This is a genomic window from Minwuia thermotolerans, from assembly GCF_002924445.1.
In the GTDB taxonomy this organism is placed as follows: domain Bacteria; phylum Pseudomonadota; class Alphaproteobacteria; order Minwuiales; family Minwuiaceae; genus Minwuia; species Minwuia thermotolerans.
Window position 1 is genome coordinate 68,772 of record NZ_PIGG01000026.1, and the last position, 22,080, is coordinate 90,851.

General features: G+C 67.8%; 17 protein-coding genes. 8 read left to right on the top strand and 9 right to left on the bottom strand.

Features of this window, described 5'->3' with window-relative positions; translation table 11 throughout:
- Positions 1-45: 45 nt before the first annotated feature.
- From CWC60_RS06010 to CWC60_RS06030, 5 genes are all read right to left on the bottom strand, one after another.
- Positions 46-1,329, bottom strand: a complete 1,284-nt coding sequence (locus CWC60_RS06010; RefSeq protein WP_109793089.1) for an NAD(P)/FAD-dependent oxidoreductase — start codon at positions 1,327-1,329, stop codon at positions 46-48.
- Positions 1,326-3,149 carry a translational GTPase TypA gene (typA, locus tag CWC60_RS06015; RefSeq protein WP_109793090.1) on the bottom strand — a complete coding sequence of 608 codons (1,824 nt, stop codon included), beginning with the start codon at positions 3,147-3,149 and terminating at the stop codon, positions 1,326-1,328. The genes CWC60_RS06010 and typA overlap by 4 nt, the downstream gene beginning before the upstream one ends.
- 62 nt (positions 3,150-3,211) lie before the next feature.
- The gene (locus CWC60_RS06020) at positions 3,212-3,979 is read right to left on the bottom strand and encodes an enoyl-CoA hydratase/isomerase family protein (protein WP_164516400.1); all 768 of its coding nucleotides are present in this window, start codon (positions 3,977-3,979) and stop codon (positions 3,212-3,214) included.
- A gap of 90 nt (positions 3,980-4,069) precedes the next feature.
- Positions 4,070-4,657 (bottom strand): ActR/PrrA/RegA family redox response regulator transcription factor, encoded by a 588-nt coding sequence (locus tag CWC60_RS06025; protein WP_109793092.1) that lies wholly within the window; start codon positions 4,655-4,657, stop codon positions 4,070-4,072.
- 39 nt (positions 4,658-4,696) lie between these two features.
- Positions 4,697-6,037, bottom strand: coding sequence for an ActS/PrrB/RegB family redox-sensitive histidine kinase (locus CWC60_RS06030; RefSeq protein WP_109793093.1), 1,341 nt, complete (start codon positions 6,035-6,037; stop codon positions 4,697-4,699).
- A 226-nt stretch (positions 6,038-6,263) separates the two neighbouring features.
- Between CWC60_RS06030 and CWC60_RS06035 the strand changes: the two genes are divergently transcribed.
- From CWC60_RS06035 to CWC60_RS06055, 6 genes are all read left to right on the top strand, one after another.
- Entirely contained in the window at positions 6,264-6,989 is a 726-nt protein-coding gene (locus tag CWC60_RS06035) for a LytTR family DNA-binding domain-containing protein (RefSeq protein WP_164516401.1), read from the top strand.
- The gene (locus CWC60_RS06040) at positions 6,986-7,450 is read left to right on the top strand and encodes a YcgN family cysteine cluster protein (RefSeq protein WP_109793095.1); all 465 of its coding nucleotides are present in this window, start codon (positions 6,986-6,988) and stop codon (positions 7,448-7,450) included. The genes CWC60_RS06035 and CWC60_RS06040 overlap by 4 nt, the downstream gene beginning before the upstream one ends.
- A complete protein-coding gene (locus CWC60_RS06045; RefSeq protein WP_109793096.1) occupies positions 7,447-8,376 on the top strand; it encodes a dihydrodipicolinate synthase family protein in 930 nt (309 codons plus the stop codon). The genes CWC60_RS06040 and CWC60_RS06045 overlap by 4 nt, the downstream gene beginning before the upstream one ends.
- Before the next feature lie 86 nt (positions 8,377-8,462).
- The gene (gene parE, locus CWC60_RS06050; protein ID WP_109793403.1) at positions 8,463-10,427 is read left to right on the top strand and encodes a DNA topoisomerase IV subunit B; all 1,965 of its coding nucleotides are present in this window, start codon (positions 8,463-8,465) and stop codon (positions 10,425-10,427) included.
- Between the two features lie 397 nt (positions 10,428-10,824).
- Positions 10,825-11,427 carry a hypothetical protein gene (locus CWC60_RS23210; protein WP_125182730.1) on the top strand — a complete coding sequence of 201 codons (603 nt, stop codon included), beginning with the start codon at positions 10,825-10,827 and terminating at the stop codon, positions 11,425-11,427.
- 40 nt (positions 11,428-11,467) lie between these two features.
- The gene (locus CWC60_RS06055) at positions 11,468-12,304 is read left to right on the top strand and encodes an LLM class F420-dependent oxidoreductase (RefSeq protein ID WP_109793097.1); all 837 of its coding nucleotides are present in this window, start codon (positions 11,468-11,470) and stop codon (positions 12,302-12,304) included.
- A 129-nt stretch (positions 12,305-12,433) separates the two neighbouring features.
- Here CWC60_RS06055 and asnB read toward each other — a convergent pair whose 3' ends face one another.
- The 4 genes from asnB to CWC60_RS06075 form a co-directional block, all read right to left on the bottom strand.
- Positions 12,434-14,236 (bottom strand): asparagine synthase (glutamine-hydrolyzing), encoded by a 1,803-nt coding sequence (gene asnB, locus CWC60_RS06060; protein WP_109793098.1) that lies wholly within the window; start codon positions 14,234-14,236, stop codon positions 12,434-12,436.
- The gene (locus CWC60_RS06065; RefSeq protein WP_109793099.1) at positions 14,236-15,042 is read right to left on the bottom strand and encodes an aldolase/citrate lyase family protein; all 807 of its coding nucleotides are present in this window, start codon (positions 15,040-15,042) and stop codon (positions 14,236-14,238) included. Before CWC60_RS06065 ends, asnB begins: the two co-directional genes overlap by 1 nt.
- Positions 15,039-16,517, bottom strand: coding sequence for an aminotransferase class I/II-fold pyridoxal phosphate-dependent enzyme (locus tag CWC60_RS06070; RefSeq protein WP_277422316.1), 1,479 nt, complete (start codon positions 16,515-16,517; stop codon positions 15,039-15,041). The genes CWC60_RS06065 and CWC60_RS06070 overlap by 4 nt, the downstream gene beginning before the upstream one ends.
- Before the next feature lie 100 nt (positions 16,518-16,617).
- Positions 16,618-17,871, bottom strand: a complete 1,254-nt coding sequence (locus CWC60_RS06075; RefSeq protein WP_164516402.1) for an O-antigen ligase family protein — start codon at positions 17,869-17,871, stop codon at positions 16,618-16,620.
- 156 nt (positions 17,872-18,027) lie between these two features.
- Here CWC60_RS06075 and CWC60_RS06080 point away from each other — a divergent pair, with 156 nt between their 5' ends.
- Positions 18,028-19,776 carry a feruloyl-CoA synthase gene (locus CWC60_RS06080; protein WP_109793100.1) on the top strand — a complete coding sequence of 583 codons (1,749 nt, stop codon included), beginning with the start codon at positions 18,028-18,030 and terminating at the stop codon, positions 19,774-19,776.
- Positions 19,777-19,977: 201 nt separating this feature from the next.
- A complete protein-coding gene (gene flgK, locus CWC60_RS06085; protein WP_109793101.1) occupies positions 19,978-22,068 on the top strand; it encodes a flagellar hook-associated protein FlgK in 2,091 nt (696 codons plus the stop codon).
- Positions 22,069-22,080 lie beyond the last annotated feature (12 nt).

Consider the following 22,080-nt stretch of genomic DNA (forward strand, 5'->3'; position numbering starts at 1 on the left):
GCTTCCCCCTGGCGAAGTCCAGCGGGAAGTTGGGGCCGTCGTTCCTCAGACCGCCGTGCCGACCTCCAGCGCCGTGCCGTCGGCGAAGCGGCCGAAGCGGAAGGCGGCAAGGTCGAGGGAAGGTCTGCCGTCTGCGACGATCTCGCTGACCAGCCGCCCGACGATCGGACCCATGCCGAAGCCGTGGCCGGAAAAGCCGGTGGCGATCACCAGGCCCTGCGGTTCGTCCATCGCCTCGATCACCGGCAGCAGGTCGGGCGTCATGTCGATATAGCCGGCCCAGCTCCTGTCGATGCGCGCGGCCTTCAACGCCGGAATCGCCTGTTTCAGCTCGGCCAGGGCCTCTTCCAGCACCTGCATGTTCGGCTTCGGATCGAGCACGCGATGGCGCAGCAGTTCGTTGGCCAGCGCGGCGTCCGAAAAATGTCCCATCGCCGTGTCCAGCAGCAGCTTGCGGAAGCGGATGCGGAAGTCGCCGGCGTGCTGGCGGCTGAGTTTCCGGAACGACCGCCCGTGCAGAAGGCTCTGCACCATCAGGTCGTGATCGGCGGAACGGCGGGCGAAGTTGACCGTGCCGTCGCGGCGCTGGCGGATGCCGACGCCGGCCCAGATGGCGGACTTCGCGAATTCGGGCTGCGGATCGGTGCGTCCGACCGAGCCGGTGACCCAGACCTGCGGCAGTTTCAGCCCCAGATGGCTCAGCATCTTCGACGACCAGGCGCCGGTGGTCAGGACCACTACCGGCGCGCGGATTTCGCCCTGTTCCGTCTCGACGCCGGCGACGCGCCCGCCCTCCCGGATCAGCCGGAAGACGGCGCAGTTCTCCAGGAACGTGGCGCCGCGGCCCTCGGCGGCGCGCGCCAAGGCCGGTGTGACCTTCGCGGGTTCGGCGTGACCGTCGGAGGGAGTGTAGATGGCGCCGTGTTCGCCGAAATTCGTGCCCGTGGCGATCCGGTCGATATCGGCGCGGTCGACCATGCGGCTGTCGAGGCCATGCGCCTTCGCGTGATCGAGCCAGCGCCCGAACATCGCCCGCTCCGCCTCGTCGCGGAACACGACCATGTTGCCGCCGGCGGTCCACTCCAGGTCGGCGTTCAGTTCCCGCTCCAGCCCGCGCCAGAGGCGGTTGGCTTCCATCATCAGCGGGATCTCGGCCGGGTCGCGGCCCTGCTGGCGGACGAAGCCCCAGTTGCGGCTGGACTGCTCGCCGGCGATGCGGCCCTTCTCGCAGACGACGACGTTCAGTCCCCGCGAGGCCATGTAGAAGGCGCTGGCCGCGCCGGCGATTCCGGCGCCGATGACGACGGCGTCGGCCGGCAGGTTGGTCACGAAGCCGCGCGGCGCTCGAACTTCTTGCGCTCGTGACGGTCCAGGAAGCGCTTGCGCAGGCGGATGTGGTTCGGCGTGACCTCGACCAGCTCGTCGTCGTCAATATAGGCGATGGCCTGCTCCAGGCTCATCCGGCGCGGCGGGGTGAGGTCGACGGCGTCGTCCTTGCCGGCGGCGCGGATGTTGGTCAGCTTCTTGCCCTTGAGCGGGTTGACCTCCAGGTCGCCGGAGCGCGCGTTCTCGCCGATGATCATGCCGTCGTAGATGTCCTCGCCGGCGCCGACGAACATGACGCCGCGCTCCTCCAGGTTCCACAGGGCATAGGCCACCGACCGGCCGGTCTCCAGACTGATCAGCACGCCGTTGCGGCGTCCCTGGATCGGCCCCTTCCAGGGCGCGAAGCCGTGGAAGACGCGGTTCATGATGCCGGTGCCGCGCGTGTCGGTCAGGAACTCGCCGTGATAGCCGATCAGCCCGCGCGAGGGCGCGACGAAGGTGATCCGGGTCCGTCCCTCGCCGGAGGGGCGCATGTCGACCAGCTCGCCCTTGCGGCCGGCCATCTTCTCCACGACGATGCCGGAGAACTCGTCATCGACGTCGATGACGACGTCCTCCATCGGCTCGATGCGGTTGCCCAGCTCGTCCTCGCGGAACAGGACGCGGGGCCTGGAGATGGAGAGCTCGAAGCCTTCCCGGCGCATGGTCTCGATCAGCACGCCCAGCTGCAGCTCGCCCCGGCCGGCGACCTCGTAGGCGTCCTTGTCGGCCGTCTCGGTCACGCGGATGGCGACGTTGCCTTCCGCCTCCTTCAGCAGGCGGTCGCGGATGACGCGGCTCTGCACCTTGCCGCCGTCGCGGCCAGCCAGCGGCGAATCGTTGATGCCGAAGGTGACCGCCAGGGTCGGCGGATCGACCGGCTGGGCCGGGATCGGGTCGGTGACCGTCGGGTCGCAGATGGTGTTGGAGACGCCGGCGGCGGTGACGCCGGCGATGGCGATGATGTCGCCCGCGCGCGCCTCGTCGATCGGCGTGCGCTCCAGGCCGTCGAAGCTGAGCAGCTTGGTGACCCGCAGCGTCTCGACCTTCTTCCCGTCGCGGCTCAGCGCCTGGACGGTCTGGTTGGGGCGGATCGTCCCGTCATAGACCTTGCCGGTCAGCGTGCGGCCCAGGAACGGGTCGGCGTCGAGCAGGCTGGCCAGCATGCGGAACGGCTTGGCCGGATCGCCGCCGGGGGCGGGCACATGGCGCATGATCAGCTCGAACAGCGGCTTCAGGTCCCCGCCGCGGTCATCGGGGCTCTCGGCGGCCCAGCCATCGCGGCCCACGGCGTAGAGCACGGGAAAGTCGAGCTGCTCGTCACTGGCTTCGAGGGCGGCGAACAGGTCGAAGACCTCCTCGTGGACCGCCTCGGGACGGGCATCGCCGCGGTCGACCTTGTTGACCACGACGATGGGCTTCAGCCCCAGGCCGAGCGCCTTGGAGGTGACGAACTTGGTCTGGGGCATCGGCCCCTCGGCCGCGTCGACCAACAGGATGACGCCGTCGACCATCGACAGGATGCGCTCCACCTCGCCGCCGAAATCGGCGTGGCCGGGCGTGTCGACGATGTTGATGCGGGTCTCGCCGTACATCACCGAGGTGCACTTGGCGAGAATGGTGATGCCGCGCTCCTTCTCCAGGTCGCTGGAGTCCATGGCGCGCTCGGCGATCTGCTGATGCGCCTTGACGGTGCCGGACTGCCGGAAGAGGGCATCCACAAGGGTGGTCTTGCCATGATCGACATGGGCGATGATGGCGATGTTGCGGCGATCTGTGCTCATGGGCGGCTATGTAGCCCCGGCCCGCGCTTGCTGCAATGCACAAAAGCGGGGGCCACGCCGGATCAGCCGCCGCGTCTGCTCATGGCCTCGAGCTGTTCGGCCGCCCTGATACGGGTCTCGGGACCGATCCATGGCTGGGCCAGCGGCTCCGCGCCTTCCAGCGCGGCGGCCATTCGCGCCAGCGCCGGCGCCCGGAACTGGCGTTTGACGGCGGCGTAGGTCTCCCGCGGCGAGCCGGCGAGATGCGCCGCCATCTCCAGCGACCGGGACAGCACTTCCGACGCCGGGCGCAGTTCGTCGACCATGCCGCGCGCCAGCGCTTCGCCGGGTCCGAACAGGTCGCCGGTCAGCACGGCCTTGCGCCATTCCTCGGGACGCAGCTCCGCCTTGAGGATCTCGATCGCCGTCACCGGATAGGGGATGCCCACGCGGATCTCGGTGACGCCGAGCAGCGCGTTCTGATCGACCGCGACCCGGTAGTCGGCCGCCAGCGCGAGAACCAGGCCGCCGGCGATGGCGTGGCCGTTGACGGCTGCGACAAGGGGAACGGGGAGCCGGTAGGCGGCGTGGAACAGCCGGTTGAGGACGCGCAGCATCGTCCGTTGTTCCCCGGCGTCGTAGTGCGGCACTGTCTTCAGGTCGGCCCCGGCCGAAAAGCAGTCGCCGCGTCCGGTCAGCACCGCGGCGCATGCGCGTCCGTCGGCGGCGAGGGCGATCAGCTCACGAGTCACGGTTTCGCAGTAATCGATGTCGAGCGCGTTCACCGGCGCCCTTTGCAGTCTGAGGAGGGCGATATCGCCTTCCCAGTCCACCGCCATTTCTTCGGACATGCGACCCTCCCCTTGTGCGGTCATCATCATTTGCTGGCCGCCTGCTGTGCCGCAACAGGGCCTGTCATTCCGGGGCGTCCGGCTTGCCGCCTACTTAGGCGACCGTTTCGCCAGAATGCGCTGCAGCGTGCGGCGGTGCATGTTGAGCCGCCGCGCGGTTTCGGAGACGTTGCGGCCGCATAGCTCGTAGACCCGCTGGATATGCTCCCAGCGGACGCGGTCGGCCGACATGGGGTTCTCCGGCGGGGCCGGGCGTTCGCCGTCGACCACCAGCAGCGCCTTGGAGACGTCGTCGGCGTCGGCCGGCTTGGCCAGATAGTCGATGGCGCCGGCCTTCACCGCGGCCACCGCCGTGGCGATGTTGCCGTAGCCGGTCAGCATGACCACCCGCGCCTCGGGCCGGACGTCGTGAAGGACGGTGACGATATCGAGGCCGTTGCCGTCCTCGAGACGCAGATCGACCACGGCGAAGGCGGGGTGGATTTCGCGCACCAGCGCCATGCCTTCCTCGACCGACTCGGCCACTTCCACGTCGAAGCCCCGTTTCTCCATGGCGCGCGCCAGGCGCTGGCGGAAGGGGCGGTCGTCGTCGATGATCAGCAGCGAGCGGTCGTCCAGGGTTTCCAGATCGATCTGCTGCCGACCGTCATCGGCGGCGTCGTTGTTGTTTTCGTTCATGCTCACGTTCCGGAAGCTCCGACTCGATACTCTGGTCCGTCACTGTTGCCCTACAGGTAAATGACCCGCAAGGTTCGGGTCAATAATGCCACGCCCCCAGCGGATGGCAACGCGGGCGCCGGTGACGATGCCGTTTTCGACGCGGTTGGCATAGGTCACGCGCGCCCCGGAATGCTCCAGCAGCGTCGTGGCGATGAAGACGCCGAGGCCCATGCCGCCCTTGTGGGGCCGCGACGTCTTGTAGGGCTCGCCCAGATTGCGCAGCACGTCCGGCGGGATGCCGGGCCCGTCGTCCTCGATGACGATGACGATCTCCGGTTCGTCCCAGTAGATGCGGATCCAGACATGGGTGCGGGCGAAATCGACCGCGTTCTCGGTGATGTTGGCCAGCCCGTGCAGCACCTCGGGACTGCGGTAGACATTCGGCGGCCGGCCGGTCTGCGGCTCGATCGAGATCGCGACGCCGAGACTGGCGTAGTGCTCGGCCGCGGCCTCGACCAGGCCGACGATCGTGGTTTCGCGGAAGGCCCGGTCACCCTCGCCGGGCCGGCGGGAGAGTTCGGCCAGGATATCGCGGCAGCGTTCGGCCTGGCTGACCAGCAGGTCCAGATCCTCGCGGTGTTCCCAGTCCCCGGGCAGTTCACGTCCCAGCTCCTTGGCGACCAGGTGGATGGTGCCGAGCGGCGTGCCGAGTTCGTGCGCCGCCGCGGCGGCCAGTCCGCCGACCGCCGAAAGCTGCTGTTCGCGCGACAGCGCCGACTGGGTCGCCGCCAGCGCGTCCGACATGCGCTTGGTCTCGAAGGAAATCCGCCCCGCATAGGCGGACATGAAGACGATGCCCAGCGCCAGACCCGCCCAGATGCCGCCGATATAGAGGTCGGGCAGCACCAGCGGCTCCGGCGACCAGGGCAGCGGCAGATACCACATGGCCAGCAGGCTGATGAACATCAGCGCCAGCCCGCCGAGGACGATGGTGCTCCAGAACGACAGGATGGTGGCCGAGATCGTCACCGGCACCAGGATCAGGATGGCGAAGGGGTTGGTCAGGCCCCCCGTCATGTACAGCAGGGCGCCGAGCTGCAGCAGGTCGTAGGCCAGGAACAGCGAGGCGCCCCGGTCGGAAAGCCGCGCCGTGTTCGGGTACTGCAGCGCCAGGATGATGTTCAGCCCCGCCGAGGCCGCCACCGTGACCATGCAGGGGACGATCGGCAGCTCGAAGCCGATGCCGTAGCGCACGAAGAGCAGCGAGAAGCTCTGGCCGATCACCGCCATCCAGCGGATCAGGATCAGCGTCTGCAGCCGCACCCGCCCGGAGCCGCTGCTGCCCGGCCCGGTCCCGACGACGAAGAGATCCTCCGAATGGAAGGTGCGATCGTTCATGTCCCTCCAATACCGCCGATCCGCCGTCGAGGGAAACAGGACTCGAAAGTCCGGACAGGGTCCAACCCTCGGTTGGATTGGGGCGGCGCCGGCGCTAGATAGGGCGCGTGAGAACACGATGCGGATACGGGGCGGACCCTTGGCTTCCGACGGCGTGAGCGGCGAGCGATCCGCGGATCGGGCCGGCGCGCTGGCCCGCCTGCGTGCGCCCGCCATGGAGACGGGCATGGTTCTGGCCGTATTCGGCCTGGCGGTGATGATCGGGCCCTTCGGCACGTTCGGCCTGACGGTGGCGGAGCGGGCCCAGTACTGGGGCATCATCATCGGGGTGAACTGGGCGCAGCTCCGCTTTCTCCAGATTCTGCTGTTCCGGCTCGCGGGTCACGACCGCTTCTGGCTCGCCACCCTGGGCAGCACGCTGACGGCCTCCTTCCCCGCGACGCTGGAGGTGCTGTGGCTGGAGCGGACCTTCCGTCCGGAGATCGCGGCGGAACTGACCTACCTGGAGCTCTACCCTCAGGTTCTGGCCCTGACTCTGGCGATCATGGCGCCGGTCTCCTGGTTCTTCTTCAGCCGCGCGATGGCCGCCGAGCTGGACGAGATCGAGGCCAATGCGCCGCAGATGCCGTCCGCCGCCGAGAGCGCGTTCCACCGACGCATCCCGCTGGCGCTGGGCCGCGAACTGCATGCCCTGCAGGCCGAGGATCACTACGTCCGGGTCTACACGTCGAAGGGCGACGACCTGGTGCTGCACCGTTTCAGCGACGCGGTCGAGGAACTGGCCGGACATGACGGGCTGAGGGTGCATCGTTCATGGTGGGTCGCCCGCGAGGGCGTCGCCGGCGTCGAGCGGCGCGACCGCAAGGTCTGGCTGAGGCTGAAGAACGGCCAGGAGGCGCCGGTCAGCCGCACCTATCTGGGCGACGTGCGCGATGCGGGGTGGCTGTCATGAGGTCGATTGCCGACCGCCGCCTGCGGCAGAGCCGCTTCTGGGAGAAGAAGAGCCTGGCCGAGATGACCGACGCCGAGTGGGAAGCGCTGTGCGACGGCTGCGGCAAATGCTGCCTCTACAAGCTGCAGGACATCGACACCGACGAGATCGTCTTCACCAATGTCGCCTGCCGTCTGCTGGACTGCCGCACCTGCCGTTGCGGCGACTACGCCAACCGGTTCGCGCGCGTCGACGACTGCGTCCAGCTCAGCCGGGAGAATGTCGGCGATCTCGCCTGGCTGCCTTCGAGCTGCGCCTATCGCCGGCTGGACGAGGGCCGGGGGCTGGCCGACTGGCATCCGCTGGTGACAGGGGACCCCGAAAGCGTTCATCGTGCCGGCATATCCGTGCGTGGCCGCGTCGTCCCCGAGGACGAGGCCGATCCCGATCTCGAAAATCATGTCCTGGAAGGGGAGCCATGACTGAAGCGCGCCAGGGGGTCTGGGCGGCCTCGATCACGCCCTTCAACGCCGACATGTCCATCGACCGCGGCGCGCTCTGCGCCCATGTGGACTGGCTGCTGGAGAATGGCTGCGACGGCGTCGCGCTGCTGGGGACGACGGGCGAGGCGAACTCGCTGGGCGTCAACGAGCGTCTGTCGCTGATCGAGGAAATGGAGGGCCGCTGGCCGGCGGACCGCATCATGATCGGCGTCGGCACCACGGCGATACCCGACACGGTGGCGCTGATCCACGCCGCAGTGGACCACGAATTCCCCAACGTGCTGATGCTGCCGCCCTTCTACTACAAGGGCGTGGCCGACGACGGCCTCTACCAGACGGTGGCCGAAGTGATGCGGCGGATGGGCACCTCCCGGCCGCGCATCCACCTCTACGACTTTCCCGCGATGGTGGGCTTTCCCTTCTCGACCGGGCTGATCGCGCGGCTGAACGATGCCTTCACCCACACCGTCGTCGGCATGAAGGATTCCTCGGGCGACTTCGCCAAGATGAAGGACGTGCTGACCCGGGTGCCGGGCTTCGCGGTCTATGCGGGGACGGAGGCGCTGCTGCTGGACATCCTGAAGGAAGGCGGCGCGGGGTGCATCTCGGCGACCTGCAACGTCACCGCGCCGGGCGCGGCGGCGGTCTGGCGGGCCTGGCGGAGCGGCGACCTGGCGGCGGCGGAGGCGGCGCAGGCGAAGCTGACCGCCCAGCGCGAGGCGCTGCAGAAATGGCCCATGGTGCCGGCGGTCAAGGCGGTGCTGCGCCGGGCCTTCCCCGACCGGGTCGGCCGGGTCATCCGCCCGCCGCTTCTCAGCCTGTCGGACCTGGACCGCGAGCGGCTGTTCCAGGCCCTGGACGAGATCGGCTTCGAGATCCCGGGAGCGGCCGCCAGAACTGCATAGTGCTGGCATATCTCGTGTTTCGACTTGTCGCCCACACCTGATATGGTGGCTTGGGTTTCAGCCAACAGCGTGATTCGATGAACGACATGAGCGATCTTTTCGCCGCGGGCAAGAACGACGGCGGCGACAGCTATTCCGCCAAGGACATCAAGGTCCTGGAAGGGCTCGAGCCCGTCCGGCAGCGCCCCGGCATGTATATCGGCGGCACCGACGAGCGGGCGCTGCACCATCTGGTGGCGGAGGTGCTCGACAACGCCATGGACGAGGCCGTGGCCGGTCACGCCAGCCGCATCGAGGTGGGGCTGGACGCCGACGGGGCGGTCACGGTCGACGACAACGGGCGCGGCATTCCGGTCGATCCGCATCCGCGCTTCACCGACAAGTCGGCCCTGGAGGTGATCCTCACCACCCTGCATTCGGGCGGCAAGTTCGAACAGGGGGCCTACGCCACCGCCGGCGGCCTGCACGGCGTCGGCGTGTCCGTCGTCAATGCGCTTTCCGACGAAGTGAACGTGGAGGTCGCGCGGGAGCGGCGGCTGTGGCGGCAGTCCTTCCGGCGGGGCAAGCCCACGGGGCCGCTGGAGGATCTGGGCCCGGTGCAGAACCGGCGCGGCACGCGCGTCCGTTTCCATCCCGATCCGGAGATCTTCGGCGCCAGCCTGACCTTCAGACCGGCCCGAATCTACCGCCTTGCCCGCTCCAAGGCCTATCTCTATCCGGGCGTCGAGATCCGCTGGCGCTGTGCGCCGGAGCTGATCCAGGACGACACGCCGTCCGAAGCTGTGCTGCGGTTTCCCGGCGGGCTCGCCGACTACCTGACCGAGAATCTGGGCGAGCAGCCCGTGGTGGCGCCTGCGGCCTTCGCCGGTCAGGTGGAGCTGCCCGACGGCCAGGGCCGTGTGGAATGGGCCCTGCAGTGGCTGGAATACGGCGACGGCTGGACCACCAGCTACTGCAACACCATTCCGACCCCGCAGGGCGGCAGCCACGAGAACGGTTTCCGCTCGGCGATCAGCCGCGGACTGAAGGCCCATGGCGAGCTGACGGGCAACAAGCGCGCGGCGCAGATCACGGCCGACGACGCGCTGGGCGGCGCGGCGGGGCTGCTCTCCGTCTTCATCCGCGATCCGCAGTTCCAGGGCCAGACCAAGGAGAAGCTGTCGAGCCCCGAGGCCCAGCGCCTGGTCGAGAATGTGGTCAAGGATCATTTCGATCACTGGCTCTCGGGCAGCCCGAAGATCGCCGAACGGCTGCTGGAGAAGGCGATCGACCGCGCCGAGGACCGCCTGCGCCGCCGCAAGGAGAAGGAAGTCAGCCGCAAGACCGCGACGCGCAAGCTGCGCCTGCCCGGCAAGCTGGCCGACTGCACCTCCAACCAGCGCGACGACACCGAGCTGTTCATCGTCGAGGGCGATTCCGCCGGCGGCTCCGCGAAATCCGCGCGCAAGCGCGAGACCCAGGCGATCCTGCCGCTGCGCGGCAAGATCCTGAACGTGATGAGCGCCGGGGCGGAGAAGCTGGCGCAGAACCAGGAACTCGCAGACCTGTCGCTTGCGCTCGGCTGCGGCATGGGTGCGCGCTTCAACCCCGAGGACCTGCGCTACGGCAAGGTCATCATCATGACCGACGCCGATGTCGACGGCGCGCACATCGCCGCGCTGCTGATCACCTTCTTCTTCCGCGAGATGCCGGGCCTGGTGGACCAGGGCCGGCTCTACCTCGCCTGCCCGCCGCTCTACCGCATGAGCCAGGGCGGCAAGACGCATTACGCCATCGACGACCGCCACCGCGAGGAACTGCTGAAGACCGAGTTCAAGGGCAAGGCGAAGGTCGAGGTCAGCCGCTTCAAGGGCCTGGGCGAGATGCCGCCGGCCCAGCTCCGCGACACTACCATGGACCCGAAGAAGCGAAGGCTGCTGCGCGTCGACCTGCCGGCCGAGGACCGCGCCGACGCCGCCGGCCTGATCGAGCGGCTGATGGGCCGCAAGCCCGAGAAGCGTCTGGAGTTCATCCAGGACAACGCCCGCTTCGTCGACGACGTGGACGTGTAGCGGGTGGATTTTCCCCCCTCTGTGTACACCCCCATGACCACGTACGATCACTAAACGATCACTGATGATACGATCACACATGATCACAGCGCACCTTTGCAAAAAGCCCAGTTTTCCGCGCCTGAGATCGAATGACGTATTTCAGTTCAGATATTGAATGTGCCATATTTATGGCGCTCTGGTGTACTGAATCTGCATTTTTTGGCTGTAACTGGACAAATTGAGCGCGACAAAAATCATGGACGCCCAAGAAATTTTTCATAGATTGAAGGTGGGAGAACCGGGAAGCGGCGAAGCCTAGGGTCCAAACCCAGAACTTCGCCTTCCCGTAACCAGACCATGGTTTTCCTAGGGCCAAGGGTCCAATCCTTGGCCCGCCCCTTATAGGAGGCAGATTATGGCAGGCTCAGGCCGCAGTCGATCTAAGATTGAACGTCGAAATCGCTTGCTTCGTGATAGCTTGTGGCCTGATGCGGAGTCGCGAATCTGGCACTATCAGAAAAGCGATGGCTGGCTGAACATACCTAGGGCAATGCCTGCAATCCTTCGAACTATGGATTCGTTGACAAAAGGGCAGCCCGTATCATCGACCTATTTTGACCTCTGGTGTAGAACCTACAACAATGGGTTTGTTACTGCGAGCAAGCCGGGTGAGATGGCCTTTTTTTCTGGCTTTGATGGCGAAAGAGCGCAAAGAACTTGGATTTCTCGTGTTCGTAAATTGCAGGAACTCGGATTCATAGATATTAAAGAGGGCCCAAGTGGTCCTGTAAGTTACATATTAATTGAGAATCCTTATACTGCTCTTAAGAAATTGAGTGATAAAGGGTTGATTCAAGCGCGAATGTGGAATGCATTGATAGCGAGAATGATTGAGATTGGAGCTGATGATTTTGAATTGTTGTCGGGCGAGAATGATGAAAAGGATGGTGGGCAAGTTGAGGCTGGTTCCGTCACAAGAGGGCGAAAGGCGAGAATAAAAAGAGAGCCAAGGCGATAATTTTATCCCTTTCTTTTAAGTTTTTTGGTGGAGGAAGACCATGAAATTCGGCGTGATGATGTTTCCGACGGACTATTCCATCGCTCCGGCGGCGCTGGGCAGGGCGGCCGAGGAGCGGGGCTTCGAGAGCATCTGGCTGCCCGAGCATTCGCACATCCCGGCGTCGCGGAAGTCGCCCTGGCCGGGCGGGGCGGAGCTGCCGAAGATGTACTACGACGTCATGGACCCGTTCGTGGCGCTGGCGACGGTGGCGTCCGTGACCTCGAAGCTCAAACTCTGCACCGGCATCTGCCTGATCGTGCAGCGCGACGTCATCCAGCTCGCCAAGGAAGTGGCGACGCTGGACCAGCTCTCGGGCGGGCGGGTGATCCTCGGCATCGGCGCGGGCTGGAACGCCGAGGAGATGGAGGATCACGGCACGCCCTTCGACCGGCGCATGAAGGTGATGCGGGAGAAGGTCGAGGCGCTGAAGGCGATCTGGACCGAGGCGAAGGCGGAATATCACGGCGAGTTCGTGAACTTCGACCAGATGATGGCCTGGCCCAAGCCGGTGCAGCAGCCGCATCCGCCGATCCTGGTCGGCGGCGGCTTTCCCGGCGGCGCCAAACGCGCGATCCGCTATGGCGACGGCTGGATGCCCATCGACGGGCGCGGCTGGGACATCACCGAGACGCTGTCGGAGTACCGTCAGATGGCGGCGGCGGAAGGCCGCGAGCCCGACGACCTGCCGCCCACGATCTTCGCCGCCTCCGAGGATCCCGACCGGATCCGGACCTATCGCGACGTCGGCGTGGAACGCCTCGTGTTCGGCCTGCCGCCGGAGAAGGAAGACACCATCCTGCCGAAGCTGGACGAACTCGCGAAGCTGATGGACTGATAATTGGCGTCGCTGCCCGGCTCGTCCGGGCAGCCCTCGGCCCGCACCGCAGCTCGATGGATGGCCCGGACAAGCCGGGCCATGACGATATAAGGCAGGTCGCCGATCTTCCTTCGCCTCGCCGGCGCTTCAGGGCGGCGTCTCGCCGTCGATGAAGATGCGGTGCCAGTGCTCCAGCGCCAGCAGGGCGCGGATCTCGCGGGTGTTGTTCTGCGATCCCTGGATATGGTTCTCCAGCATCAGCTCGACGGCGTCGCGGTCGAACAGCCGCCGGTCGTGGAACCGCTCGCCGCGCAGCATCTCCCGGGCATAGGCGGCCAGTTCGGTGCGGAACCATTCGCCGACGGGGACGGTGAACATCTGCTTGCGGCGATCGGTCAGGGCCGCGCCGATCAGCGGCCGGACCGTGTTCTTGAGCACCACCTTGGTCTCGCCGTTCCGGAGCTTCATCGCGCCCGGCAGGCGGAAGGCGTGCTCGACTACCCTGTAGTCGAGGAAGGGCGTCCGCGCCTCCAGCGAGACCGCCATCGCCATGCGGTCGGGTTTGACCAGATTGTTGCCTGGCAGCAGCAGGGCCGTATCGAGATAGAGGGCCTGATTGACGCGGTCCATGTGGGCGGCGGCCTCGAAATGCTCCTCGATCAGGTCGAAGGTGGAGCAGCCGTCGGTCTCGGCGGCGAAATCGGGGTGGTAGAGCGCCCGCCGCGCCTCGCCCTCGGGGAACATCGCCAGCGCGCGATCGAAATAGCGCCGGCGGAAACCGGCCTCGTCCATGTCTTCGGGCATATCGACGAAGGCGTGCACGTACTTGTCGTAGCCGGCGAACAGCTCGTCGCCGCCGTCGCCGGTCAGCACCATCTTGACCTGCCGCGCGGCCAGCTCGGCGACCCTCAACGTCGGCAGGAATGAGACGTCGCCATGGGGCTGGTCCAGGTGATGCAGCGCCCGGGGCCATCGGTCCAGCATGCGCGGCGAGACGATGTCCAGGTGATGGGATGCGCCGAAACGGCGGGCGGCGGCCTCGGCATGGGCGCTCTCGTCGAAGCGCGGATCGTCGAAGCCGATGGCGAAGGTCTCGACGGGCCGCTCCATGTGCATCGACATCAGCCCGACCACGGTCGACGAATCGATGCCGCCCGACAGAAAGGCGCCGAAAGGCACATCGGCCCTGAGCCTGAGACGGACCGCGTCGTCCAGCAGAGCCAGCACCTCCGCCTGCGCGCCGGCCTCCTGACCGCGCCACGGCTGGTGGCCGCAGTCCGCCAGCCGCCACCAGGCGTCGGTCTCCGCGCCACGCGGGGTGATCTTCATGTGCCCGCCGGGCGGCAGGTGCCGGATGCCCTGGAATGCCGTGAGAGGCGGCGGCACGTAGTTCAGCGTGAGGAAATGGTGCAGCGCGGCCTTGTCGGCCTCAGCCGGTGCGCCACCGGCCAGCAGCGCCTTGATCTCCGAACCGAACAGCAGCCGATCGCCGTCCTCGTACACGAACAGCGGCTTGACGCCGACCCTGTCGCGCCAGAGGTGCAGCACCGGCTCCGGTCCGCGCGCGTCGTAGACGGCGATCGCGAACATGCCGTTCAGCCGGCGGACGAAACCCGGCCCGTCCCTGAGATAGAGGCCGAGCAGCACCTCGGTATCGGAATGGGTCCGGGGGCGCCAGCCCGACTGCCGCAGTTCCGCGCCCAGTTCCACATAGTTGTAGATTTCGCCGTTCTGAACCAGGGCGACCTTGCCCTCGGCGGCGGTCATGGGCTGATGGCCGCCGGCGATGTCGATGATGGACAGCCGACGGTTGCCGATGGCGCCGTGGTCGAAGCGCGCGACCCCCGAATCGTCGGGGCCGCGGTAGATCAAGCTGTCGCTCATGGCCTTCAGCGCCGCGTCGGTCATCGGCCGCGCGCCGCGGTCGAAATATCCGTAAATGCCGCACATCAGCCGGCCGCCCTCTGCGCCGCCGCGAGTTCCGCGATGCGCCGGGCGATACGCTGCCGGTCACGCTCGGCTGCGGCGGGCGTTCGCGCCGCCAGATCGCGCTCGCAGTCTCGGATGCGGCCGACTTCCCTGCCCCAGTCGAAATCCGCGCCGGCTGTCGCCTTGAAGCTGCGCGAAAGGATGACGGCGGTCGAGCCGAGGCGGACATGCTCGCCCAGGATCCATTCGGCCGGCAGATCGCCCCGGCCGATGCGCGCCATGCCGCCGAAACCGAAGGACAGGCCGTGCTCCAGCGCGATGCGGCCCAGACGTTCCACGGCGCCGTCTGCCAGGGGCTCGAACATGAACCGGTCGCCGCGCTGGCGGTGCAGGTCGTTCAAGCCGATGAAGATCTCGCCGACGCCCTCGATCGCGCAGATCTCGGGCAGCCGGTCGGCGGAGGCGACGGTCTCGATCAGCGGAACCACGGGGGCGCGGCCTGCGACCAGGCGGCAGAGCGCGCCAACCTCCCCTGGGGTCGTGATCATCGGCAGCATCAGCATGTCGGCGCCCTGGTCCAGGACGCGTTCGATATCCGCCGCTGCTACCGACGGCCAGGGGTCGAGCCGAACCAGCAGCGTGGCGTCCGGCGCGGCGCGGCGGTAGCGCGCGATCTCTTCGACGCCGTGTTCGCTGATCCAGGTGCCGCCGCCCTGGCGTTCGAACTTCCCGCTGCGCTCCAGGTCGACGAAAATCCTGTCGACGCCGCCCCTGGCCGCTGCCGCCGCCATCTCCGGGCTTTCCGGAATCACCATCAGACGGATCATATGGCGACTGCCTCGGTCAGGGCGTCGATCACGCGGCCCTGCTCATCATCGGTCATGCCCGTGCCGGACGGCAGGCACAGGCCGGTGAGGAACAGACGGTCGCTGACCGACTGGCGCTCCGAATGAGTGAAATAGTCCGCGCCGCGGAACAGGGGCTGCAGATGCATCGGCTTCCATACCGGCCGGGTCTCGATATTGCGCTGACGCAGCAGGCGCATGATGGCGTAGGGGTGGCGGTCGGTCCGGTCGGGATCGAGCGTGATGACCGACAGCCAACGATTGCTGCGGCTCCATTCCGGCTCCGGCATCCAGCCGACGCCCGGCAGGTCGCCCAGACCCTGGCGGTAGCGTTCGAAGATGGCGCGGCGGCGCGCCACGCGGTCGTCCAGGGCCTTGAGCTGGCCGCGGCCGATGCCGGCCAGGACATTGGACAGCCGGTAATTGAAACCGATTGTGCTGTGCTGGTAGTGCGAGGCCGGATCGCGCGCCTGGGTGGCAAGCCGCCGGGCTTCCGCCATCATCTCCCGGTCGCCGCCGATCAGGGCGCCGCCGCCCGAGGTGGTGATGATCTTGTTGCCGTTGAAGGAGTAAACGCCGAGCCGGCCGAGCGTCCCGCTGGCGCGGTTGCGGTAGCGCGCGCCGAGGGATTCGGCGGCGTCCTCGATCACCGGTACGTCGTGGGCGTCGCAGAGGTCCAGGATCGGCGCCATGTCCGCGCTCTGTCCGTAGATGTTGACGACGATGACCGCCGCCGGCTTCCGGCCCGCGCGCCGGTCCGCCTCCAGGGCGCGCTCCAGCGCTGCCGGGCTCATGTTCCAGCTCTCCGGCTCGCTGTCGATGAAGACCGGCTCCGCGCCCTCGTAGAGTATCGGATTGGCGCTGGCCACGAAGGTCAGGCTGGAACAGTAGACCCGGTCGCCTCGCCGGACGCCGAGGAGTCTCAGCGCCAGATGAATGGCCGCCGTGCCGGAACTCAGCGCTACTGCCTCGCTCGCCTCCACGGTTTCCGCCAGTTCGCGCTCGAAGGCGTCGACATGCGGCCCGACCGGCGCGATCCAGTTGGTAGCGAAGGCTTCCGCCACCAGCGCCTGTTCGGTTTCGCCCATGTGCGGCGCCGACAGCAGGATCGGCGCGCTCATCCGGCCAAGGTGATAGAGGCCGACCGGGCGGCCGGTCTCGTCCAGCACCGGCAGATGGACGACCTGCCGTTCCCGCATGATCCGCCGGGCGCCGTCCTCGTCCAGGCCGCGACGGGCGACGGTTGGCTCGACGGGTTCCAGGACGGTCAGATCCGCGTCCAGTGCGTGGCCGGCGATGACAGCCCGGCGCAGATCGCCATCGGTGATCATGCGCCGCAGCGCGCCGTTGCCGTCGACCAGCAGCAGGCAACCGCTGCTGGCGGTATTGAGCTGCGCCATCGCTTCGCGGATGGTCGACTTGGCTTCGATGAGAAGGGGCTGCAGGTCGGTGATCATGGGCGCCCGCGTCTGGCGATCCGGGTTCGGGAACGGGCGGCACTATCGTGGCAGGGCTGCCGGCGGTCAACGTGCGGCGGGAAGGCAGGGGCCCGGACCGTCATGCCTCGCCCTCCCGCCGGGCCAGGACGACCGCCAGCGCCGCCAGCATGAAGAAGGCGCAAAGCCACCAGCCGAGCCAGATCGAGTGCGCCGCGCCGAGCGCCGCCAGCACCATCACCGCAAGCGCCGTGAAGCCAGGCCGGAGCACAGGCGATGCGCGCAGGATGGCGAGAAAGACGCCGCCGGCCAGCACGCAAAGCAATGCCGCGCCAGCCAGGCCCAGATCCTGCCAGATCTGCACGAAGATCGAGTGCGGATGCCAGATTCCTTCGGGACCGTAGAAGACGTTGGGGCCGGGATAGTCGCCGTGCACGCGCTGATAGCCGATGCCGTGGCCCAGCCAGAACCGCTCCGGGACCGTCTTCGCCAGCGCCGCCCAGATCTCCGAGCGCTCCCGGATCTTGTGGGTGAGCGTGCTGCCGCCGGCGAACAGCGCCCCGGTCGCCCGGTCGAGCAGCGGAAACAGCCATGGCGTCGTCAGGATGGCGGCGAGAACGGAAGCCATGATCGCGAGGACGCCCGCTCTGCCCGCCGCCAGCACCAGCAGGGCGGCGATCAGGCCGGCCAGCGCCATCACCAGCGACGTTTCGCTGATCGTCAGCAGCGACGCCGCCATCAGAGCCGCCAGCACGAGCGGCGGTGCCCAGCGCCGTCCGGAGGTGACCGCGAGCAGGGTGAGAGCCAGTGTCGCCAGCATCCAGAAATCGTTGAACCGCGCCAGGAAGTCCGCCGGCTCGTAGCTGTTCGCGCGATCCAGCAATGCGCCATCCCATCCCCCTTCGGCCACGGCCAGCCGCAATCTCAAAAGCCAGCGGCCGCTCAGCATGTCGGCGAGGGCGATGAGCGCCGCGATGCTGCACCCGGCGGTGAGCCAGGGGCGCAGGCGGACGCCGTCCAGTGGTGCGCGGGCGGCGCACCAGAGCAGGACGATGCCGGCCAGCAGCGCCGGGCCGGCGCGGCCGGCCAGCTTCTCCATGCCGGGCCGGTAGGTGCTCTCGCCCCAGCCCGGGCTCAGCAGGGCCAGCAGCGTGATCGCTGCAAGTGCGGCAATGGCCAGGATGAGCGGCAGCCCGGGCCTTGAGGCGCGGAACTCCCGCCGTCCCGGAACCCAGGCGGCGAGGAACGCCAGCACCGCGGGCGCGATCAGCCAGGCCATGGCGCGGTCCGAGGGGAAAGCGAGCCAGGGAAGGAACAGCGCCATGAGGATCACGGCGGTCTGGGCGAGCCTTGGCCCGAGCCGGATGGCTGTCATGGACGGCACCTTCTGGGAGCGGCGGATTCGGCGGCGAAGTTGCTTCAGGCGGGTGCGGGCCGCAAGCTCTTCGTTGCCGGATGCGCAATCCCCTCTGGCGAGTGCCGTCCCGCGCCGGTATCTGTTGATCGAATGGGAGGACGGGAGGACTTCGCCATGGGTGCAACGATCGCGGACAGGATGCTGGCGCGGCGGGCCGAGCGCGAGGTGCTGCCGGGCGGCGGGTTCGTGCTCAGTTCGCCGGCGGCGCTGGGCGAGCATCCGCCGACGATCGGCGCAGCGCTCGGCGAGCAGGCCGCGCGGCGGCCGGATGCGCCCTTCCTGCGCTACCGTGACGGCGATGGCTGGGCGACGCTGAGCTATGCCGACACACTCGGGCGCGCCAACGCGGTGGCGCACCGTCTGCGGGAACTCGGCCTCTCCAGCGAACGCCCGCTGATGATCCTGTCAGGCAATTCGATTGGCCACGCGCTCGCCAGTCTCGGGGCGATCGTGGCGGGCGTGCCTGTCGTCCCCGTCTCGCCAGCCTACAGCCTGATGAGCGGCGACATGGGCAAGATCGCCCACATCGCCGGGCTGGTCACCCCCGGCGCGCTTTACGCCGATGCACGCGAGCCCTTCGGGAAGGCCATCGCCGCTGCCGGCCCCGATCTGCCGCTGCTGCAGGCCGCCGATATCACGGAACGCGCAACCGCCGAGTCGGATCCGGACGCGCACACGGGACCGGACGACATCGCCAAGATCCTCTTCACCTCCGGTTCGACAGGCATGCCCAAGGGCGTGATCAACACCCACCGCATGCTCTGCGCCAATCAGGCGATGATCCAGGCAGGCTGGCCGTTCGTCATGGAGGCTCCGCCGGTGCTGGTGGACTGGCTCCCCTGGAACCATACCTTCGGCGGCAATTTCTGTTTCAATCTGGCGCTGTTCAACGGCGGTGTCTTCCACATCGACGACGGCAAGCCGGCGCCGGGCCTGATCGAGCGCACGGTGGAGAACCTCCGTCTGGCCTCGCCGAACCTCTATTTCAACGTGCCCGCCGGTTTCGCCGCGCTGCTGCCGTTCCTGGAGGACGACGCGGCCTTGCGCGAGAACTTCTTCCGCGATCTCGAACTGATCTTCTACGCCGGGGCCGCGCTGCCCCAGGATCTGTGGGAGCGGCTGGAGAAGGTCGCCGCCCGCTCAGGCAAGGAGCCGCCGATGATGGTCTCCGCCTGGGGCTCGACCGAGACGTCGCCGCTGGCGACGCTGGTGCATTTCCCGATCCCGCGCGCGGGCAATATCGGCCTGCCGGCGCCGGGCGTGGAACTGAAGTTCGCGCCCGTGGGCGACAAGCTGGAACTCCGCGTGAAGGGGCCGAACGTCACGCCCGGCTACTGGCGGCAGCCGGAACTGACGGCGGCGGCCTTCGACGCCGACGGGTTCTACCGCATGGGCGACGCGGGCTATCTGGCCGACGACGCGGACCCTTCGGCCGGCGTGATCTTCGATGGCCGGGTCTCCGAAGATTTCAAGCTGATGACCGGCACCTGGGTCAGTACCGGCGCGCTCCGGGTCCGGCTGGTCGCCGCCTGCGCGCCGCTGGTTCAGGACATGATCGTCTGCGGCCACGACCGGGCCGAGGTCGGCGTCCTGATCTGGCGCGGGCCGGGCGCGGCCGACATGGCCGTCGACCGGCTGACCGACGAGCTGTCGCAGCGGCTGGCCGCATGGAATGCGGGGAACCCCGGCTCGTCGACCGCGGTGCGGCGGTTCCGGGTGCTGGAGACGCCGCCCTCCATCGACGCCAACGAGATCACCGACAAGGGCTATGTGAACCAGGGCGCGGCGCTGGCCGCGCGCGCCGCCGATCTTGCCGCGCTCTACGACGACGCGGCGGCGGGGACTTATCTGGTCGCCCGCTGACTGGCCCCGCCATTGCAACCTGCCTTCGTGAAACCGTGCCGGGGACGACTTTCCGGTATGGAGAAGAAGGCAGAAAGCGATGGAATTTCATAAGCTTGACCAGAAAGACGGGCTGATCCGGGCGGCGGGAAGAATCTGCCGGGCGGATCGCCGGACGTCCGGGATTCCGGCAAGGCTTGCCGCCCGCCGGGGAGGCCGCGCATGAGCCTGACCGCTTCTCTCAACTCCGCGCTCAGCGGCCTCAATGTCGCCCAGGCCGGTATCGCCGTCGTCTCCGACAATGTCGCCAACGTCAATACCGAGGGCTATGCCCGAAAGTCCGTGATCCAGAGCGCCCGGGTCACCGGCGGCGTCGGCACGGGCGTCAAGGTCGAAGAGGTCCGCCGCATCGCCGACCAGTTCCTCAACAGCGAACTGCGCATCGCGATGGCCGAGTTCGGACGCTTCGAGGCCAGGAGCACCCTGCAGGAGCAGGCGACGTCGCTGATCGGCGATCCGACCGGGGAGCGCAACCTGGTCGCCCTGCTGGACAAGGCCCTGGTGGCGGCGGGCGCGCTCTCCGCCAACCCCGAGGCCAGCGGCAACCGCAGCGCCCTGGTCGACGCCCTGCAGCGCTTCGGCGAGGATCTCGACCGGGTTTCCGACGGTATCCTTGATCTGCGCCGCCAGGCCGACCGGCGCATCGACGAAAAGGTCGGCCAGGCCAACACGCTGCTCTCGCAGGTCCACGACCTCAACCTGCGCATCGCTTCGCTGGCCCAGTCCCAGGAGGCAAACGGCCTGATCGAACAGCGCGAGAAGAAGCTGGACGAGCTCTCGCAGATCATCGGCATCCGCGTCAGCAATACCGAGGACCGCCGCGTCTCGATCAGCACGACCGCGGGCCTGCCCCTGCTCGACACGGAGTTGCGCCGGATCGTCCACGAGAATGCCGGCAGCAGCGATTTCGGCCAGGTGTTCTCGCCGCTCTCGGTCGAGCGGGTGGATTCGCTCAGCGGCCAGACCTTCACCATCGACGGCAATATCGACGACCTTCTCGGTTCGGGCGAACTGCGCGGCCTGCTGGAAATGCGCGACGGCGACCTGAACCAGCTATCGGTCGAGGTCGGCGCCTTCGCCGGCCAGGTCGCCGACCGGATCAACGCCGTACACAACGAATTCACCGCCGTGCCGCCGCCTTCGGCCATGACCGGTCACGACACCGGCGCGCTGGCCACCGACCCGCACGGCTTCACCGGCATCGCCAGCTTCCACGCCTTCGACGGCAGCAACAACATCGTCGCCACGGCGACCGTCGACTTCGGCGCCATCGGCGGCACCGTCAACGATGTCATCAATGCCGTGAACGCGGGCCTGGGCGGCGCCGGCACGCTGGCGCTGAACGGCGGCGTCATGAGTTTCTCCGCCGCCGGAGGCTCCGCCGGCGTCGGTATCGCCCAGGATGCGGCGAACCCCGCCGACGCCAGCGGGCGCGGTTTCGCCCACCGCTTCGGGCTGAACGATCTGGTGCGTACGCCGACGGGGCCGCATTTCCAGACCGGGCTCGCCGCCGGTTCGGCGCACGGCTTCACCGGCGAAGCGACCTTCGCCATGGTCGGACCACGCAACGAACGGCCGTTGTCGACCGCGATCGATTTCGGCGCGGTCGGCGGCACGGTCAACGACCTGCTCACCCAGCTCAATACCGACTTCGCGGGCGCCGCGACCTTCGGCATCGACGGTGCAGGCCAGCTCACCATGACCCCGGCCGGTGGCTTCTCGGATTTCCGTCTGGAACTGACCGCAGACAACACCCAGCGCGGCGCCTCGTCCCGTTCGGTTTCCGACTTCTTCGGCCTCGGTTCGGGACCGCAGGCCTCTATGGCCGCCGGCTTCGCCGTTCGCAGCGACATCGCCGCCAGCCCGTCTGCCCTCGCCCTGGCGGAAATCAACGCCGCGGGCACACCGGCGGTCGCGGTCGGCGACAACGCCGGGGCCGTGGCCCTGCAGGGACTGACCTCGGCCACCGACGCCTTCTCGGGCGCAGGCCGTCTGCCGGCGATGAACGCGACGCTTTCCGAAATCGGGGCCGAACTGATGGGCCGGGCCGGGCAGGCTGCGCAGGACATCACCATCCGAGCCGAGGACCGCGAAGCCCTGATGGAAGAGCTGAAGCTCAAGGTCGCGGAAATCTCGGGCGTCAACATGGATGAGGAAATGGCTCAGCTGATCCAGCTGCAGACAGCGTTCAACGCCGCCTCGCGCGTCATCTCGACGACGAACGAGCTGTTCGACATGCTGTTGCAGATCTGATTGGAGTGAACA

Excerpts from the sequence above, each read along its gene's own strand:
- typA (WP_109793090.1), bottom strand. The coding sequence starts at position 3,149 with ATGAGCACAGATCGCCGCAACATCGCCATCATCGCCCATGTCGATCAT.
- CWC60_RS06020 (WP_164516400.1), bottom strand. The coding sequence starts at position 3,979 with ATGTCCGAAGAAATGGCGGTGGACTGGGAAGGCGATATCGCCCTCCTC.
- CWC60_RS06025 (WP_109793092.1), bottom strand. The coding sequence starts at position 4,657 with ATGAACGAAAACAACAACGACGCCGCCGATGACGGTCGGCAGCAGATC.
- CWC60_RS06030 (WP_109793093.1), bottom strand. The coding sequence starts at position 6,037 with ATGAACGATCGCACCTTCCATTCGGAGGATCTCTTCGTCGTCGGGACC.
- CWC60_RS06035 (WP_164516401.1), top strand. The coding sequence starts at position 6,264 with ATGGTTCTGGCCGTATTCGGCCTGGCGGTGATGATCGGGCCCTTCGGC.
- CWC60_RS06040 (WP_109793095.1), top strand. The coding sequence starts at position 6,986 with ATGAGGTCGATTGCCGACCGCCGCCTGCGGCAGAGCCGCTTCTGGGAG.
- CWC60_RS06045 (WP_109793096.1), top strand. The coding sequence starts at position 7,447 with ATGACTGAAGCGCGCCAGGGGGTCTGGGCGGCCTCGATCACGCCCTTC.
- parE (WP_109793403.1), top strand. The coding sequence starts at position 8,463 with ATGAGCGATCTTTTCGCCGCGGGCAAGAACGACGGCGGCGACAGCTAT.
- CWC60_RS23210 (WP_125182730.1), top strand. The coding sequence starts at position 10,825 with ATGGCAGGCTCAGGCCGCAGTCGATCTAAGATTGAACGTCGAAATCGC.
- CWC60_RS06055 (WP_109793097.1), top strand. The coding sequence starts at position 11,468 with ATGAAATTCGGCGTGATGATGTTTCCGACGGACTATTCCATCGCTCCG.
- asnB (WP_109793098.1), bottom strand. The coding sequence starts at position 14,236 with ATGTGCGGCATTTACGGATATTTCGACCGCGGCGCGCGGCCGATGACC.
- CWC60_RS06065 (WP_109793099.1), bottom strand. The coding sequence starts at position 15,042 with ATGATCCGTCTGATGGTGATTCCGGAAAGCCCGGAGATGGCGGCGGCA.
- CWC60_RS06070 (WP_277422316.1), bottom strand. The coding sequence starts at position 16,517 with ATGATCACCGACCTGCAGCCCCTTCTCATCGAAGCCAAGTCGACCATC.
- CWC60_RS06075 (WP_164516402.1), bottom strand. The coding sequence starts at position 17,871 with ATGACAGCCATCCGGCTCGGGCCAAGGCTCGCCCAGACCGCCGTGATC.
- CWC60_RS06080 (WP_109793100.1), top strand. The coding sequence starts at position 18,028 with ATGGGTGCAACGATCGCGGACAGGATGCTGGCGCGGCGGGCCGAGCGC.
- flgK (WP_109793101.1), top strand. The coding sequence starts at position 19,978 with ATGAGCCTGACCGCTTCTCTCAACTCCGCGCTCAGCGGCCTCAATGTC.